Consider the following 16,694-nt stretch of genomic DNA (forward strand, 5'->3'; position numbering starts at 1 on the left):
CAGGACCAACACTCCCATCCGTGGGTAGACGGGGGCGATCTTATGTCGCCATGCTGACCCGCGGCAAGCGCTTTCCCGTGGAAATGCCTAGGCGATGCGGGGGCTGCGCAGGCGTTGAGCGACCGGCGCGGGGGAGACGTCGGCCACGAACGGGGCGACGACCCGCTTCAGCGCGGCGACGACCGTCTGGTCGTACGCGTGCGCCTCCTCCTCGAGCAGCGCGAACGCGCGGTCCGGCGACCAGGCGGCGCGGTAGACGCGGTCGCTGACCAGGGCGTCGTAGACGTCGACGACGGCGAGGATCCGCGTCTCGACCGAGAGCTCGTGACCCTTCAGGCCGCGCGGGTAGCCGGAGCCGTCGAGGCGCTCGTGGTGGTCGGAGACGAGCTCGCGGACGCCCTCGGGGAAGCCGCCGAGCTCCTCCAGGAGCTTGCGGCCGTCGCCCGGGTGGCGCTTGATCGCCGCGAACTCCTCGTCGGTCAGCTTGCCGGGCTTGTTGAGGATCTCGAGCGGGACGGAGAGCTTGCCGATGTCGTGCAGCAGGCCGCCGACCGCGAGGTGCCGGCGCGAGGTCGCGGAGAGCTTGAGCTCCTCGCCGACCTGGGCGGCCAGCAGCGCGACGCGGCGGGTGTGCGCCTCGGTGGAGACGTCGCGGCGCTCGAGCCGGACCATCAGCGCGCGCACGCGCGGGCCGAGGTAGGCCTCCTCGCTCGCGACCAGCTCGGGCGTGGTGAGGTCACCGACCAGCGGGCGCGAGGCGCCGGCGCGCTTGATGTCGAGCGCGGCCGGGATGCCGACGAACGCCACGGCGAGGATCTCGACCAGGTGGCCGGCGTAGAAGCCGAGGGTGCCGCCGCCGAGGATCAGGTTCGCGTAGAGCGTCACGCCGAGCCACGCGCAGCCGACCGCGACCGTGAGGTCGGCGGTGCGGCGGGTGAGCCGGAAGGTTCGCACGGCGCGGACGATCAGCAGGATCAGGCAGGTGCCGCCGATCCCGAAGAGCATGTTCGCGGGCGTCGAGCCGACCGTGGGCACCGCGGGGATGTCCCGCGGGAAGAACATGCCGAACAGGCCGAAGCCGATGATCGCCACGAACAGCGTCAGCTGCAGTGCGAGCAGGCCGCGCACGTTGACGGGCCGGCGCAGCGCGGGCAGCGCCGTCAGGGTCAAGAGGAACACGCCGACCGGGACCGACAGGCCGCCGGCGAGCGCGATCATGCCGTTCTTGCCGACGAAGAACCCGGGCGTCGAGAGCGCGTGGATCGCGAACAGCGCGGTCATCGTCGAGAACGCGGTGCCCATCAGGATCGCGCGGCCGTCGCGGGCGCGGGCGCCGGCGAGGCTCAGGAGCAGCGACGCGAGCGACGTCAGCGCGGCGGCGCCGCCCACGAGGCCGAAGTGCTGATTGGGCGTGAGCTTCGCCGGGTGGGTGCCGACGGCGGCGACGACGACGATCGGCGCAATGGCCAGGGCGAAGGCGAAGACGGCGGCGATACGGGCCCGAGACATGGCTGCCCGGGGTGATCGCCCGATTCAACGAGAACTTGAGCGACCACGGCAAAGTGGTCTTGACCAATAGTTGACCAGTCTGTACTCTGCCGCCCCGGAGAGAGCGTGGTATGACCTCGATGGCGCACACGAACGGCCGGGGCGGGAGCAAGCAGGCCCTGGTCCGGGACGAGATCCTCGGCATGCTGGACGAGCTGCAGGTCGGCGACGCCCTGCCGTCCGAGCGGCGGCTCGCGAGCGAGTTGGGCGTGTCGCGCCCGACGCTGCGCGCCGTCATCGACGAGCTCGTGCGCGAAGGCCTGCTCCTGCGCCGCCACGGCAGCGGCACCTACGTCGCGGAGCCGAAGATCGCCCTGCCGCTGACCATGACCTCCTTCAGCGAGGACATGGCCCGGCGCGGTATGCGGCCGAGCACGCAGGTGGTCTCCTTCGAGCGCCAGAGCGCCGGGGCCAAGCTCGGCCAGCGCCTGCAGATCTCGCCGGTCGACGAGGTCTGGGTGATCACCCGCCTGCGCCTCGCCGACGACGAGACGATGGCGATCGAGTGGCTGCACGCCCCGGTCAACCTGCTGCCGGGCCTGCGCCGCGAGGACCTCACCCACTCGTTCTACGAGCTGCTGCGCGTGCGCCAGGGCATCGTGATCGCCTCGGGCACGCAGACGATCGAACCGACGGTGACCAGCCCCGAGGAGGCTGAGTACCTGAGCGTGCCGGTGCACTCGCCGGCGTTCCTCTTCGAGCGCACCACGCAATCTGAGCAAGGGGAGGTGGTGGAGTTCGTGCGGTCCGTGTACCGAGGGGACCGGTACCGGCTGGTGACGGAGCTGAGGCCGGCGCTGCGATAGCGGTGCCGGAAAGGGGGCCGGCCGCGCGAGCGCGGCCGGCGAGGTACGTCTGCGTCGTCCGCTGGAACGGGCGACGCATCCAATCTACCCGCCGCGAGGGCGGGACAGGAGGACGGATGAGGAAGTTCAGCGTGGCGGCCGTGGGCCTGGTGCTCGCGGTCGTCGTGGCCGCATGCGGCGGCTCGGACGACAAGCAGACGGGCGACAAGGCCGCCGCGAGCAGCGGCAAGCTCTCCGGCAACATCAGCGTCTGGATCATGGATCCGGGCTCGCCGAAGATCCAGGACGTCGTCAAGCAGTACGGAACCGACTTCGAGGCCGCCCATCCCGGCACGAAGATCGACATCCAGTTCGTCCCGTGGGCGCAGGCCCACGACAAGTTCGTGACCGCGATCGCCGGCGGCAAGGTGCCGGACGTCGCGGAGATGGGCACCACCTGGACGCCGGAGTTCGCCGACCAGGGCGGCCTCGTCGAGCAGCCCACGATCTCCAAGGGCGACTACGTGTCCAGCCTCGTCGACGCGGCGACGCTGAACGGCAAGGTCTACGGCAAGCCCTGGTATGCGGGCGCGCGGGCGCTGATCTACCGCAAGGACATGCTCGAGAAGGCCGGCGTGCAGCCGCCGAAGACGTGGGACGACATGATGGCCGCCGCCAAGGCGATCAAGTCCAAGGTCGGCGGCGGGGTCTATCCCGTCTCCTTCACCGGGCTGAGCGAGCACATGTACCTGCCGACGATCTGGCAGGCGGGTGGGCAGATCGCCACGCAGGACGGCGACACGTGGAAGTCGGCGTTGAACACGCCCGAGGCGGCCAAGGCGCTGGACTACTACGCCTCGTTCTACAAGGACGGGCTCGATCCCAAGGCCGCGGTCGGCTGGGAGGAGCCGGACGCGCAGACCGCCTTCGCCAACGGCGACGTGGCCATGCTGATCGCGGGCGGCTGGACCTACAACTCGATCATCGCGACCAAGCCGGGGCTCGAGAAGAAGATCGGCACCGAGCTCGCGCCGGCCGGGCCGTCGGGCAAGAACACCGCGTTCGCGGGCGGGTCGCACCTCGTGCAGTTCCAGGAGTCCAAGAACAAGGACCTCGGTGCCGCGTTCATCGACTTCATGCTCGAGCCCGCGCAGCTGAACAAGTTCACGTCGGAGATCGGGTTCCTGCCCGGGACGACCGAGGGCATCAAGGCGAGTGGGTACCTCGAGGACCCGCAGCGCAAGCCGTTCGCCGAGCAGCTGCTCGACCACTCCGCGGTCTACCCGCCGTCGCCGAAGTGGGGCGGCCTCGAGGGCGCGAACATCTTCGACGGCGAGATCCAGAAGGTGATGAAGGGTCAGGCCACGGGCCAGCAGGCTGTGCAGGAGCTGGCCAAGAAGATGGATGAGGAGTTCGCCGGGTGAGCATCGCTCCGGCAGCCGTTCCGGCGGGGCGCGCCGCGCGCGCCCCGCGGCCGGCCCACAGGGCGCAGCGCCTCGTGAGCCGGCTCACCATGCCGGTGCTGATGCTGCTGCCGGCGATGGTGATCATCGTCGGTCTCGTCGGCTACCCGCTGGTACGGACGGTCTACCTGTCCTTCACCGACACCGGGCTCGGGCAGCTGATCTACGGCGGCTCGACCTGGGTCGGGCTGGACAACTTCAAGGAGGTCTTCTCCGACGAGCACCTGCGCGCGTCGCTGGTCAACACCGTCGTGTTCGGCACCGTGTGCGTGGCCGGGACCATGGTGTTCGGCTTCGCGGTCGCGCTGCTGCTCAACCAGCGCCTGCGGGGGAACTGGTTCTTCGCGCTGGCCGTGCTGCTGCCGTGGGCGGTGCCGGCGATCGCGGCCTCGGCCATCTTCAAGTGGCTCTTCGACTCGCGGTACGGCTTCGTCAACTGGATGCTGGTCGAGCTCGGCTTCGACGGCTTCCAGGACTACGCGTGGTTCGCGGGCCGCTTCAGCGCCTACGTCGCCATCTTCGTGACGGTCGTCTGGCAGTCGTTCCCGTTCATCGCGCTGTCGCTGCTCGCGGGGCTGCAGACGATCCCGAAGGAGACGCTGCACGCCGCCGCCGTCGACGGCGCCGGCCCGTGGAACCGCTTCCGGCTCGTGACGCTGCCGCTGCTGCGGCCGATCGTCGCCGTGCTGGTCGTGTTCTCCACGATCTGGGACTTCAAGATCTTCGATCAGATCTACGTGATGGCGGCGGGCGTGCCCGACCGCGCGGCGGACACCGCGGCGGTCGCCGCCTACCGGGAGGGCTTCGCGCTCTCGCACTACGGGCTGGGCAGCGCGGTCGCGGTCGTGCTGTTCCTGATCCTGCTGGCGTTCTCGCTGCTCTACGTGCGCCTGATCGGCCGGGAGGGGACGACATGAGGTGGCTGCTCAAGCGCGGCTGGATGTACGGCGCGATGGCGGCGATCTCGGCGTTCGCGCTCTTCCCGATCTACTGGGTCGTGATCACGTCGCTGAAGCCGCGGTCGGAGATCTACACGCGCACGCCGGACCTGTGGCCGAACGACCCGCAGTGGGACCAGTACCCGCGCGTGCTCGGCGAAGGCCACGTGGGGCGGGCGCTGATGAACTCGCTGATCGTGGCGTCGGGCACGATGGTGATCTGCCTGATCGTCGGCGCGATGGCCGCGTACGCGCTCGCCCGCTGGCGGGTGCGGATCACCTACATCCTGCTGATGCTGGTGCTGATGACGCAGATGTTCCCGCTGGTCGTGCTCGTGATCCCGCTGTTCGTGACGATGCGCAAGGCGGGCCTGCTCGGCACCTACTGGAGCCTGATCATCACCTACCTGGCGTTCTGCGTGCCGCTGGCGATCTGGGTGATGCGCGGGTTCATCATGTCGATCCCGGAGGAGCTCGAGCACGCCGCTCGCATCGACGGGGCGACGCGCTTCGGGGCGATGTGGCGGGTCGTGCTGCCGCTCGCGGCGCCCGGCCTGGCGACCACCGCCGTCCTCGCGTTCCTGGAGGGCTGGAAGGAGTTCCTGCTCGCCCTGACCTTCATCAACAGCGAGGACCGCAAGACCGTCCCGCTCGTCCTGCAGTCGTTCGTCGGCCGGGGCGATACGGATTGGGGCGCGGTGATGGCGACGTCGGTGCTCTACACGCTGCCGGTCGCGCTCGTGTTCGTGCTCGCGCGCAAGCACCTCATGACCGCTCGCACGGCCGGGGCGGTGAAGGGATGAGGCTGGGCGTCTCAGCGGCGTTGGTCGACGGCGTGCTCGTCTCGGGCGACGTGTCGGTCGCCGACGGGGTCATCGAGGCCGTCGGGCTGCCGGGGGCGACCGGGAGTGACATCGCCGCGCCCGGCTTCGTCGACCTGCAGGTCAACGGCTTCGCGGGCGTCGACCTGCTGGCCGCCGACCACGACGGATACGTCCGCGCGGGAGAGGCGATGCTCGCCACCGGCACGACCGCGTTCCAGCCGACGTTCGTCACGTCGCCCGAGGCCGTGCTGCTCGACGCGCTGCGGGCGATGCCCACGGGTGACATCGGCCCGCGCGTGCTCGGCGCGCACGTCGAAGGCCCGTTCCTCTCGCCGCGGCGGGCGGGCGTGCACGACCCGCGCTGGGTGCTCGCGCCCGACCTCGCGCTGCTGCGGCGCCTGCTCGACGCGGCGCCGGTCTCGCAGGTGACGCTCGCGCCGGAGCTGCCCGGCGCGTTCGAGCTGATCGACGAGCTCGTCGCGCGCGGCGTCACCGTCTCCGCCGGCCACACCGATGCCACCGCGGCCGAGGCGCACCTCGCCTTCGACCGCGGCGTGCGCACCGTCACCCACCTGTTCAACGCGATGCGGCATTCGACCGCCCGCGATCCCTCGATCGCCATGTCCGCGCTCGCGCGGCCCGACGTGATCGTCCAGGTGATCGTCGACCTGCACCACGTCGCGCCCGACACGGTGCTCGTGGCGTGGCACTCGGCGTCCGGGCGTTTCGCCCTGGTGACCGACGCGGCGCCGGCGGCGGGGATGGGCGACGGCGAGTTCGTGCTCGGCGGGCGCAAGGTGCACGCGGAGGGCGGCGTCGTGCGCGGGCCCGAGGGGCAGCTGGCGGGCTCGGCGCTGACGATGGTCGAGGGCGTGCGCAATCTCGTCTCGCTCGGCGTGCCGCTGCCCGACGCGCTGCGGGCGGCGTCGGAGGTCCCGGCGCGGGTCGCGCAGCGCGCCGACCTGGGGCGGCTCGTCCCCGGCGCAGCGGCCGACATCGTGGTCCTGGATGATCGGGTGGACGTCATCCGGGTTCTCGTGGACGGGAGAGAGCGTGTCGCTCGCACGTAATGAAATGGCAGAACAGCCTCAGGTGCTCCAGCGGCTGCTGCGGGAGTCGGCGCCGGCGATCGCGGCGGCGGGGGCGGACATCGTCGCCCGCCGGCCGCGCTTCGCGGTGATCGCCGCGCGTGGGTCCTCCGACAACGTCGCGCGCTACGCGCAGCACCTGTTCGGCCGCTTCTGGGGGATGCCGGTGGCGCTGGCGACTCCCTCGCTGCACACGCTGTACGACGCCGACCTCGACTATCGCGAGGCGCTGGTGATCGGGATCTCGCAGTCCGGCGCCTCCCCGGACGTCGCGAGCGTGGTCAAGGCGGCGACCGCGGCCGGTGCCGTGAGCGTCGCGATCACGAACGAGCCGGGCTCGCTGCTCGCCGAGTCGGCGCGGCACGTGATCGAGTTGCGCACCGGCCCGGAGCGTTCGGTGGCGGCGACCAAGACCTACACGGCATCGCTCGGTGCGGTCGCGGCGCTCGTGGGCGTCGAGCCGCGCGAGCTGGCGGAGCTGCCGGACGCGATGGCGCTGCAGCTCGACGCGCCGGTTCCCGCCGAGGAGGCCGCATCGTGGCAGCGGCTGGCGGTCGTCGGCCGCGGCGTGGTCTACGGGACCGCGTTCGAGGCGGCGCTGAAGCTGTCCGAGTTGACCGGCGTGATCGCCGCGCCGTACTCGTCCGCCGACTTCATGCACGGCCCGATCGCGATCGTCGAGGACGGCTTCCCGATCCTCGCGATCGCCCCGTCCGGTCCGACGCTCGACGGCGTGCGCGCGCTGCTCGAGGCCGCGACCGCGCGTGGCGCCGACGTCACCGTGATCTCCGACGCCGCCGACCTGCCCGGCCGGCGCATCCATTTGCAGGCGGTCCCGGAGTGGCTCTCGCCGCTGGTGTCCGTCATTCCCGCCCAGAAGCTCGCCGTCGGCGCCGCCGAGATCCTCGGCCGCGACGTCGACCACCCGACCGGCCTCCACAAGGTCACGCTCACATCATGAAAGGGGCCGCCTGAATGCCCGGCATCGTCATCGAGGAGGTCACCAAGGCCTACAAGAACGGCCCGCGCGCGGTCGACGAGGTCAGCCTCGAGGTCCGCGACGGCGAGTTCATGGTCCTCGTCGGGCCCTCAGGTTGCGGCAAGTCGACGCTGCTGAAGCTGATCGCCGGGATCGAGGAGACGACCTCCGGGCGGATCCTGATCGGCGACCGCGACGTCACCCTGCTCGACCCGCGCAAGCGCGACATCGCGATGGTCTTCCAGAACTACGCGCTCTACCCGCATCTTTCGGTGCGCGCGAACCTCGGTTTCGGCCTGAAGCTGCGCAAGACGGCCAAGCGCGACATCGAGGCGCGCGTCGACGAGGTGGCGCGGATCCTCGGCCTGGACGAGATGCTCGAGCGCAAGCCGGGCGAGCTGAGCGGCGGCCAGCGCCAGCGCGTCGCGATGGGCCGCGCGATCGTCCGCGAGCCGGCGGCGTTCCTGATGGACGAGCCGCTGTCGAACCTGGACGCCAAGCTGCGCGTCTCGATGCGGGCGCAGCTCTCGCGCCTGCACGAGCGGCTCGGCGTCACCACCGTCTACGTCACCCACGACCAGGTCGAGGCGATGACCCTCGGCCAGCGCGTCGCCGTCATGCGCGGAGGCGTCCTGCAGCAATGCGACACGCCCGAGATGCTGTTCGAGCATCCCGCGAACCTGTTCGTGGCCGCCTTCATCGGCTCGCCGGCGATGAACCTCGTGGAGGCGGACGTGCAAGACGGCGAGGCACGCTTCGGCTCCTGCCGCGTCCCACTCCCGGCCGGCTCGCCGCTGCACGGCCGGATCGTCCTCGGCATCCGTCCCCACGATCTGCGACTCGGAACCGACACCGCCGCCGGCCGCCCGATCAGCGGCCGCGTCCAGGTCGTCGAGCGCCTCGGCACCGAGACCCACGTCGTCGTCGGCATCGACGCCCCGCGCCTGCGCGCCCGCGCGTTGACCGACGCGATCGACGCCGCCCCCGACGACGACATCCTCCTCGCCGAGGACGATCGCGCCTCCTTCACGATCGTGACCGAGGCCCGCGCCGAGGTCGCCGTCGGCGACACGATCGAGCTCACCGTCGACGCCGCCCGCCTGCACGGCTTCGACCTCGAGTCCGGAGCCGCGCTCGGCAACGACGTCGAGCCCGCGCGCGCCGCCGTTCCCGCCTAACCGCTCACGCGGAACGTCGCGGTCGACGGCGCGCCGACGTTGCCGGAAGGATCGGTCGCGACGACGGTCGCCTGATACGTGCCCGGACGCAGCTTGCGTGTGCCCACGGTGCCGGTGAAGCGGATCCGGTTCTCGCCGGCGACCGCGTCGCGGCGTATCACGCCGATGGCGACGAGCCGCTGACACGCTCGGCGGCGCTTTCGCGCGCGGCTGTCCGGCAGGCAACGCTTGCCGACCCGCCGGCCGCGATCGAGGCGGCCGATCCGGATCTCGAGGCGCGCGGGCTCGGAAGACCGCAACGCGATGGTCGTCCCGCGGCGCACCGTGAACGTCTTCGGCTTCACGGACAGCCGAGAGAGCACGGGCGCCGTGGTGTCGCGGACCGGAGCGGGGACGGGCGTCGCGGTCGCGGCGGGCGGAGGCGGGCCGGCCAGCACGCACTTGGAGAACTCCGACGTCCCGTCCGCCGTGGTCGCCGTCGCCGCGAACGCGGTGCGGTCCGCGACGGCCGAGATGCTCACACTCGTCGAGGCATGCCCGGACGTGTCGGTCGTCGAGGTCGTGGAGCCCACGAAGCGCTCACCCTCGCCGTTTCCTGACGGGTCGCAGGCTTCCGAGGCGAACAAGTCGACGGCGACCTGAGTCCCTGGCGCGCCGTCGAATGTGCCCGAGACCGTGGTGACGCCGGCGCTGGTGACGGCACTGGTCAGGACCGGGTAGTTCTGGAGGCCGTTCGGCCCGGTGTCGACGTCGAGCGGGTCGTTGGGCAGCACACCGGGCGCGTCGAGGTCGATGCCGAGACCGCCGTTGTCCTCGAACTCGGTCCCGCGGATCTCGTTTCCGGCCCCGGAGACGACCGCGACGCCCGGCCCGCGACTGCCGTAGACGGCGTTGTCCGTGACGAGGTTGTCGGATCCGCGCACCCGTACGCCGGTCGAGTTGCCTCCGTAGAAGCCCGACGGCCCGACGAGGTTCAGCTCGACGGTGCTGTCGCGCGTCGCCGGGGCGAGATCGACGCCGATGAAGTGCGCGGCGATGATGTTGCCGATGACGTCCGTGCCGGCTGCGGCGGTACGGACGCCGATCGAGCCGCCCACGAGGTTGTTGGTGTCCTTGATGGCTAGCCCCCCTATCGTCGCGTCGGATCCGCCGGCCACGTCCACGACCGGCGAGAGCTCGGCCAGCGGATAGCTGCCACCGGTGTCACCAAGCACCGAGCCCGTGATCGACGTGTTCCGGCCCGAGGTCACGCGGACCGCGGGACTGAAGTCCTCGAACCACATCGCGTTGATGGTCACGTCGTCGGAGCGGACGTCCAGACCCGGCGAAGCGTTGCCAGACGGATTGAAGACCAGGAAGCTCAGCGTCGCGTTGAACCCGGCGGGATCGGTGTTGTCGACGTGTCCCGGATTGGTCGCCCCGTCGATGACCAGGGGCGCGGTGATCGCCGGCAGTGGCGAATCGAGGTTGATCTGCCTCGCCGTGAGGTTGAACTGGATCTCATCGCGCACCGGCGTGTCGTTCGCGTCGAGGATCGCCTGCCGCAGGGTGTTCGCGCCGGCGGACTGCTCGCTCGTGACGACGAACGTCGTCGCGTGCGCCGGAGCGGCGAAGGCCAGACAGGCGGCTGCTCCGAGGAGACATCGGAACACCATTCGCCGACCCTCTCACCCCAGGGCTGGCGACGCAACCGCGAGAGATCGATCGTCGGCCAGGCGCTCCGCGGCCGCCGCGACGGGGTCGTGCTCGAGACCAAGCTCGTGTTCGGACTGGGGGACGATGCCGATCCCAACCGGCGCGGAGCGCCGCAGCGCTGGATCGTGCAAGCCGTCGAGGACCCGCTGCGGCGCCTGGGGACCTACCCGGCGTCGCTGATCGTCGACGGCTCGCGACCATCGCCTGGTGCGTCCGCACACCGGCGCCGGTGATGCCACCGGCGTCGCATTGCGGACACCTACGGTCGACCGCATTCCGGTGCGGCCGATGACCCGATGCATGACCCGCCGTTTCTCCATCCGCGCCAAGCTGTTCACGCTGGCCGGCGTCCTGCTCGCGTTCGCCGCGGTGCAGGGCGTCATGTCGATCCGCAACCTCGGCGCCGTCGATGCGAAGGGCGGGTCGATGTACCGCGACCGCGTCGTGCCCGTCCGCGACCTCGGCCAGGCTCGGAGCCTGCTGGGTGACATCGACAGCCAGATCCTGCGGACGTTCGGCACCACCGCCGACGAGCAGCCGATGCTCGCCGCCGCGCGCAAGGATCAAGCGGGCGTCGACGCGCTGATCAAGACGTACGAGTCGACGTACCTGGTCGCGGAGGAGAAGGAAGGGCTCCGCGGCTTCCATTCGGCGTGGGACCAGTACACGCAGGCCTACGCCCAGGTGGCGCAGCTCGGCGCCGCGCACCGGGACGCGGAGGCGTCGAAGCTCTACCTCGCACAGGCGGCGCCGCTCTACGCGAAGGTCGACGGCCAGCTCGCCAACCTCGTGCACGTCAACGACCACGTCGCGCGCGGGCTCAACGAGGACATCGCCGCCACCTACGGCTCGAGCCGCACCCTGACGATCGCGCTGCTGCTCGCCGCCCTGGCGCTCGGCGCCGGGCTCGCCTGGCGGGTCTCGGCCGGGATCGCGGCCGGCATCGGGCAGATGCTGCGCGCCGCCCGCGGCCTCGCCCGCGGCGACACCGAGCAGGAGCTGACCGTGCGCTCGCGCGACGAGATCGGCGAGATGGCCGAAGCCTTCGAGGAGATGATCGCCCACCAGCGCGCCATGGCCGCCACCGCGGGCCAGATCGCCGGCGGCGACCTCACGGTCACGGTGACGCCGAAGGCGCCCGAGGACCAGCTCGGGAACGCGTTCGCCGAGATGGTCGCCAACCTGCGCGACCTCGTGGGCGAGGTGGCGCACAGCGCGGGCACGCTCTCGAGCACCTCGCAGCAGATGGCCGCGACCTCGGAGGAGACCGGCAGCGCGGTCAGCGAGATCGCCGCCGCGGTCGCCGACGTCGCCCAGGGCGCCGAGCGCCAGGTGCGGATGGTCGAGTCCACCCGCCACGCGATCCAGGAGGCCGCCAAGGCCGCCGACGAGAGCGCCGGCACCGCCCAGGCGACCACCGAGGCCGCCGGCGAGGCCCGCCGGGTCGCCGGCGACGGCGTCACCGCGGCCGCGCACGCCACCGAGGCGATCCGCGGTGTCGCCGACTCCTCACGTCAGGTCGCGGCCGCGATCGAGGAGCTCTCCGAGCGCTCCCGCCAGATCGGCGGGATCGTCGAGACGATCACGGGCATCGCCGAGCAGACGAACCTGCTCGCCCTCAACGCCGCGATCGAGGCCGCACGCGCCGGCGAGGAGGGCAAGGGCTTCGCGGTCGTGGCCGAGGAGGTCCGCAAGCTCGCCGAGGAGTCCGAGGGCGCGGCCGGGCAGATCGCGTCGCTGATCGGCGAGATGCAGACCGAGACCGCCCGCGTCGTCGGCGTCGTCGCCGACAGCGCCAAGCTCACCGAGGACGGCGTCGCCACCGTGGACCGCACCCGCGACGCGTTCGAGGCGATCGGCGTCGCGGTCGAGGACATGACCTCGCGCGTCGGCGAGATCGCCACGGCGGTACATCAGATCAGCGCCGAGACGCGTCAGGCCGAGCAGGACGTGGCCGAGGTCGCCGCGGTCGCCGAGCAGTCCTCCGCCTCCGCCGAGCAGGTCTCGGCCTCGACCCAGCAGACGTCCGCGACGACGCAGGAGATCGCCGCCTCCGCCGACTCACTGGCCCGCACCGCCGGCCAGCTCGAGGAGCTGGTCCGGCGGTTCAAGGTCAGCGCGTAGATAAAGGGGTCAGGCCCCTTTAGGTTTCGGTGCGGATCCGGTCGCGTCGGGCCAGGCGCTTTTGGACGAGGACGTTCAGGCCCATCAGGACCAGCACGGCGAGCAGCAGGATCGTCGCCAGCACGTTGACCTCGGCGGGGACGCCCTGGCGGGTGGCGCCGAAGATGAACAGCGGGAACGTCTGCGTCTGACCCGCGTTGAACGAGGTGATGACGTAGTCGTCGAAGGAGATCGCCGCGGCCAGCATCGCCGCGGCGGCGACGCCCGGGGCGATCATCGGCAAGGTGATCTTTCGGAACGTCACCCACTCGGTCGCGCCGAGGTCCATCGACGCTTCCTCGATGTGTCTGTCCATCCCCTCCAGTCGCGCTTTCACCGTGACGACGACGTAGGAGATGGTGAACATCACGTGGGCGATGACGATCGTGATGAAGCCCGTGTTGACGTTCAGGGTCAGGAACATCGCCAGCAGCGCCGCGCCGAGGACGACCTCGGGCGAGGACAGCGGCAGGAACACGAAGAAGTCGACGGTGCTGCGCCCGCGGAAGCGGTAGCGGACGAGCGCCATCGCCATGAACGTGCCCAGCGCGGTGGCGATCGCGGTGGAGATCAGCGCGATCTCCACCGAGTTGGTCAGCGCCTTCGACAGGTCGCTGTCCGCGAACGGGTGCTGCCAGTGGCGCAGGGTGAAGCCCTGCCAGGTGAAATTGAACCGGCCCTTGTTGTCGTTGAACGAGAACAGGACGACGATGAAGACCGGGATGAACAGGTACAGCAGCGCGAGCCCGGACCAGATGCCGAGCGCCCAGTGGCGGAGCTTGTCGTGTGAGCGGCCGCTGACGACGGGCGGCGCGGCGGGCGGCGCGGTCTGTTCGGCGACCGCCATCTAGATCGCCGCCTCGGTGAGGTTCTGCGCGCCGAGCAGACGGGCGTACAGGAAGATCCCGACGAGGATCATCAGCATCAGCGTGAACGACAGCGCGGCCGCGGTCGGGTAGTCGAGGATGTTGATGAACTTCGACTGGATGACGTTGCCGATCATGTACTGGCGCGGCGTCCCGAGCAGCGCGGCGTTGACGAAGTCGCCGCAGGCGGGGATGAACGTCAACAGCGAGCCGGCGAAGATGCCCGGCAGCGCCAGCGGCACCGTCACCTTGCGGAACGCGGTCGCCCGTGACGCGTAGAGATCGGTCGCGGCCTCCAACAGCCGCCGGTCGATCTTCTCCAGCGCCACGTAGAGCGGCAGCGCCATGAACGGCAGGAAGTTGTACGTGATGCCGGCGATCACCGCCGTCCGCGTGGCGAGCAGACGCCCGTCGTCGCCGAGCAGGCCGATCGTCCGGAAGAAGCTCACGACCGCGCCGTCGTCGGACAGGATCAGCTGCCAGGCGACCGTGCGCAGCACGTAGGACATGAAGAACGGCAGGATGATCAACAGCAGGATCAGCCCGCGCCAGCGACCCGCGTGGAACGCGGCGAAGTACGCCAGCGGGAACCCGATGATCAGGCACAGGCAGGTGGCGATCGCCGCGTAGGCGATCGAGCGCCCGAACTGCTCCTTGTAGCCCGAGATGGCGTCCCAATAGGTGTGAAACGCCCAGGTGAGCGTGTACCCCTGCTCCGGGTTGCCGCTCATCAGCGACACGCTCGCCTGATTGAGCAGCGGATACAGGAAGAAGATCACCAGCCAGAGCAGGCCGGGACCGAGGAACAGCCAGGGGAGGAGCTTGCGGCGGGTTGCGAGACTCATGCGCCCGTCACCTTCGCCATCGCCTCCTTCATGGTGCGCTCGTCCGTGTCGGAGAGCGCCGGGTACGGGTGCAGCTTCTTGAGGATCTCGTCGGGCGGGAAGATCAGCGGGTTGTTGGCGATGTCGGGGTCGGTCTTCTCGACGATCTCCTTCACTCCCTTGACCGGCGAGAGGTAGTTCACATAAATGGCGACCTTCGCGGCGATCTCCGGGTCATAGAGGAAGTTCATCATCGTCTCGGCCGCGAACACGTGCTCGGCCTTGTTCGGGATCGTCATGTTGTCGGTGAACGTCATCGCCCCCTCGTCGGGGTAGATGAACTCGAGCTCCGGGTTGTCGGATTGGAGCTGGACGATGTCGCCCGAGTAGGCCAGCGCGACCCAGATGTTGCCCTTGGTCAGATCCGTCGAGTAGTCGTTGCCGGTGAAGCGCCGGAACTGGCCGGCGTCGTTGGCCTGCGAGATCTTCTCGATCGCCTTGAGGATCTGGTCGATCTTGGCCGTGGTCGGGTTGATGCCCATGCCGAGCAGCACGGAGTTCGCCGAGTCATACGGCTCGGAGAGCATCGTCACCCGACCCTTGAACGCCGGGTCGAACAGGTCATTGATCGAGTTGAGCTTGCGCTTGGTGTTCTTTGGGTTGTAGCCCAGCCCGATCGCGCCCGACTGGTACGGGACGGTGAACTGCCGCTTCTTGTCGTAGGGGATCGACCGGAGGTTGTCGACGAGGTTCTTCTCGACGTTCGGGAGGTTCTTCTTGTCGAGCGCCTGCACGTAGCGGTTGCGGACCCACTTGCCCATCATCGGGTCGGTCAGCACGACGATGTCGCGGTTGATGGACTCGTTGGCCTGCAACTGCTGGCGGACCTTGCCGTAGAACTCGTCGTTGTCGTTGATGTCCTCGACGTACTTGACGTGCCCGCCGTAGCGCTGGTCGAAGGTCTTCAGAACCTTCTTGTCGATGTAGAGCGGCCAGTTGGAGAACGTCCAGTTGCCGATCGGCACCTTCGGGTGGGTGACCGTCGGGACCGGGGTCGCCTGCTTGGCCGCGCGCTCGAGCGTTCCCTCGATCCCGCAGCCGGCCAGCGACGAGGCCAGCGCGAGCGACCCCGCGCGGCCGAGGAAGACGCGCCGCGTCGTGCGCGGGTCAGCCACGGGCGACCACGAACGTGTGCTCCGGGCTCCAGGCGAGTTGCACGTCGCGGCCGACGCCGAGCGAGTCCGGCTCGGCGCCCTGCGTGTTCTGCGTGAACACGTTGAGCTCCTCGCCGGCCGCGGTCTGGATCACGTACTGGATCGAGACCCCGAGGAACGCGGCGACCACGACCTTCCCGCGCAGGACGTTCGAGCCGTCCGGCACCGGCTCGCCCTCGGGGACGAGCGTGATCTTCTCCGGCCGCACGCCGACGCTGACCTCGTCCGCGCCGTTGCAGCGCTCCGACGGGACGTGCAGCGCGGCGCCGTCGTGCGTCTCCACGCGCGCGTGGCCGTTGTCGCGCGCCTTGATGCGGGCGTCGACGAGGTTCGAGATCCCGAGGAAGTTGGCCACGAAGGCCGTCTGCGGGCGCTCGTAGAGGTCGGTCGCTCCGCCCGCCTGCTCGATCCGCCCGCCGTTCATCACCGCGATCGTGTCGGCCATGCTCATGGCCTCCTCCTGATCGTGGGTGACGTGCACGAACGTGATCCCGATGTCCTGCTGGATGCGCTTGAGCTCGATCTGCAACTGCTTGCGCAGACGCAGGTCGAGCGCGCCGAGCGGCTCGTCGAGCAGCAGCGCGCGCGGCCGGTTGACGAGCGCGCGGGCGAGCGCCACGCGCTGCGCCTGGCCGCCGGAGAGCTGGCCCGGCTTGCGCTTGGCCAGGTGGGAGAGCTGGACGAGCTCGAGCGCGTCGCCGACGCGCTTGCGGACCTCTTCCTTGGAGACCTTCTTGCGCTCCAGGCCGAAGGCGACGTTCTTCTCGACCGTCAGGTGCGGGAACAGCGCATATGACTGGAAGACGGTGTTGACGTCGCGCTTGTACGGGGGCGCGTCGGTGACGTCCGAGCCACCCAGGAACACGCGCCCCATCGTCGGGTTCTCGAACCCGCCGATCATCCGCAGCGTCGTGGTCTTGCCGCAGCCGCTCGGCCCCAACATGGCGAAGAAGTTCCCGCGCGGGATCGAGAGCGTGAGATCGTCTACCGCCGTCATATCGGCGAAGCGTTTCGTCACACCCTCGAGATGGATGTCGGCCTCGGCCTGCGTTGCTGCCACCCTCGCTCCTTCCGTCTGACCATTGCCCACCCTTCCGGTTGCGGCGGACCCCCGCAATGGACACTGGGT

The 16,694-nt window shown here is 70.1% G+C and carries 15 protein-coding genes; 9 read left to right on the plus strand and 6 right to left on the minus strand.

Annotated features, from left to right (window positions below; genetic code table 11):
* Nucleotides 1–87 precede the first annotated feature (87 nt).
* Nucleotides 88–1,509: an HD-GYP domain-containing protein gene (locus tag G569_RS58175; RefSeq protein WP_053226482.1), complete on the minus strand. Its 1,422-nt coding sequence runs from the start codon at nt 1,507–1,509 to the stop codon at nt 88–90.
* A 110-nt stretch (nt 1,510–1,619) separates the two neighbouring features.
* Between G569_RS58175 and G569_RS0116675 the strand changes: the two genes are divergently transcribed.
* From G569_RS0116675 to G569_RS0116705, 7 genes are all read left to right on the plus strand, one after another.
* The gene (locus G569_RS0116675) at nt 1,620–2,354 is read left to right on the plus strand and encodes a GntR family transcriptional regulator (RefSeq protein ID WP_211233011.1); all 735 of its coding nucleotides are present in this window, start codon (nt 1,620–1,622) and stop codon (nt 2,352–2,354) included.
* Between the two features lie 116 nt (nt 2,355–2,470).
* Nucleotides 2,471–3,757, plus strand: a complete 1,287-nt coding sequence (locus G569_RS0116680) for an extracellular solute-binding protein (RefSeq protein ID WP_028064245.1) — start codon at nt 2,471–2,473, stop codon at nt 3,755–3,757.
* Nucleotides 3,758–3,831: 74 nt separating this feature from the next.
* Nucleotides 3,832–4,713, plus strand: coding sequence for a carbohydrate ABC transporter permease (locus G569_RS49110; protein WP_157592100.1), 882 nt, complete (start codon nt 3,832–3,834; stop codon nt 4,711–4,713).
* Nucleotides 4,710–5,537, plus strand: coding sequence for a carbohydrate ABC transporter permease (locus G569_RS0116690; RefSeq protein WP_053226484.1), 828 nt, complete (start codon nt 4,710–4,712; stop codon nt 5,535–5,537). The genes G569_RS49110 and G569_RS0116690 overlap by 4 nt, the downstream gene beginning before the upstream one ends.
* Nucleotides 5,534–6,628 carry an N-acetylglucosamine-6-phosphate deacetylase gene (gene nagA, locus G569_RS0116695; RefSeq protein ID WP_028064247.1) on the plus strand — a complete coding sequence of 365 codons (1,095 nt, stop codon included), beginning with the start codon at nt 5,534–5,536 and terminating at the stop codon, nt 6,626–6,628. Before G569_RS0116690 ends, nagA begins: the two co-directional genes overlap by 4 nt.
* A gap of 4 nt (nt 6,629–6,632) precedes the next feature.
* Complete coding sequence (locus tag G569_RS0116700; RefSeq protein WP_037497218.1) at nt 6,633–7,607, plus strand: SIS domain-containing protein; 975 nt, start codon at nt 6,633–6,635, stop codon at nt 7,605–7,607.
* A gap of 14 nt (nt 7,608–7,621) precedes the next feature.
* Nucleotides 7,622–8,803: an ABC transporter ATP-binding protein gene (locus G569_RS0116705; RefSeq protein WP_028064249.1), complete on the plus strand. Its 1,182-nt coding sequence runs from the start codon at nt 7,622–7,624 to the stop codon at nt 8,801–8,803.
* Here the strand turns inward: G569_RS0116705 and G569_RS0116710 are convergent.
* Nucleotides 8,800–10,458, minus strand: coding sequence for a right-handed parallel beta-helix repeat-containing protein (locus tag G569_RS0116710; RefSeq protein ID WP_028064250.1), 1,659 nt, complete (start codon nt 10,456–10,458; stop codon nt 8,800–8,802). The genes G569_RS0116705 and G569_RS0116710 overlap by 4 nt on opposite strands.
* Nucleotides 10,459–10,545: 87 nt before the next feature.
* Here G569_RS0116710 and G569_RS0116715 point away from each other — a divergent pair, with 87 nt between their 5' ends.
* Together G569_RS0116715 and G569_RS58180 are read left to right on the plus strand one after the other, a co-directional pair.
* Nucleotides 10,546–10,731 carry a hypothetical protein gene (locus tag G569_RS0116715; protein ID WP_028064251.1) on the plus strand — a complete coding sequence of 62 codons (186 nt, stop codon included), beginning with the start codon at nt 10,546–10,548 and terminating at the stop codon, nt 10,729–10,731.
* A 67-nt stretch (nt 10,732–10,798) separates the two neighbouring features.
* The gene (locus G569_RS58180; RefSeq protein WP_053226485.1) at nt 10,799–12,622 is read left to right on the plus strand and encodes a methyl-accepting chemotaxis protein; all 1,824 of its coding nucleotides are present in this window, start codon (nt 10,799–10,801) and stop codon (nt 12,620–12,622) included.
* Between the two features lie 19 nt (nt 12,623–12,641).
* Here the strand turns inward: G569_RS58180 and G569_RS49120 are convergent, their stop codons facing one another.
* From G569_RS49120 to G569_RS0116740, 4 genes are read right to left on the minus strand one after another with little or no spacing between them, the layout of a single operon-like run.
* Entirely contained in the window at nt 12,642–13,508 is an 867-nt protein-coding gene (locus G569_RS49120) for an ABC transporter permease (protein ID WP_037497221.1), read from the minus strand.
* The gene (locus tag G569_RS0116730) at nt 13,509–14,372 is read right to left on the minus strand and encodes an ABC transporter permease (protein WP_028064252.1); all 864 of its coding nucleotides are present in this window, start codon (nt 14,370–14,372) and stop codon (nt 13,509–13,511) included. It abuts the gene before it with no gap.
* A complete protein-coding gene (locus tag G569_RS0116735; RefSeq protein WP_028064253.1) occupies nt 14,369–15,526 on the minus strand; it encodes an ABC transporter substrate-binding protein in 1,158 nt (385 codons plus the stop codon). Before G569_RS0116735 ends, G569_RS0116730 begins: the two co-directional genes overlap by 4 nt.
* Entirely contained in the window at nt 15,519–16,625 is a 1,107-nt protein-coding gene (locus tag G569_RS0116740; RefSeq protein WP_028064254.1) for an ABC transporter ATP-binding protein, read from the minus strand. The genes G569_RS0116735 and G569_RS0116740 overlap by 8 nt, the downstream gene beginning before the upstream one ends.
* Nucleotides 16,626–16,694 lie beyond the last annotated feature (69 nt).

It is taken from the genome of Solirubrobacter soli DSM 22325 (assembly GCF_000423665.1).
GTDB lineage: Bacteria > Actinomycetota > Thermoleophilia > Solirubrobacterales > Solirubrobacteraceae > Solirubrobacter > Solirubrobacter soli.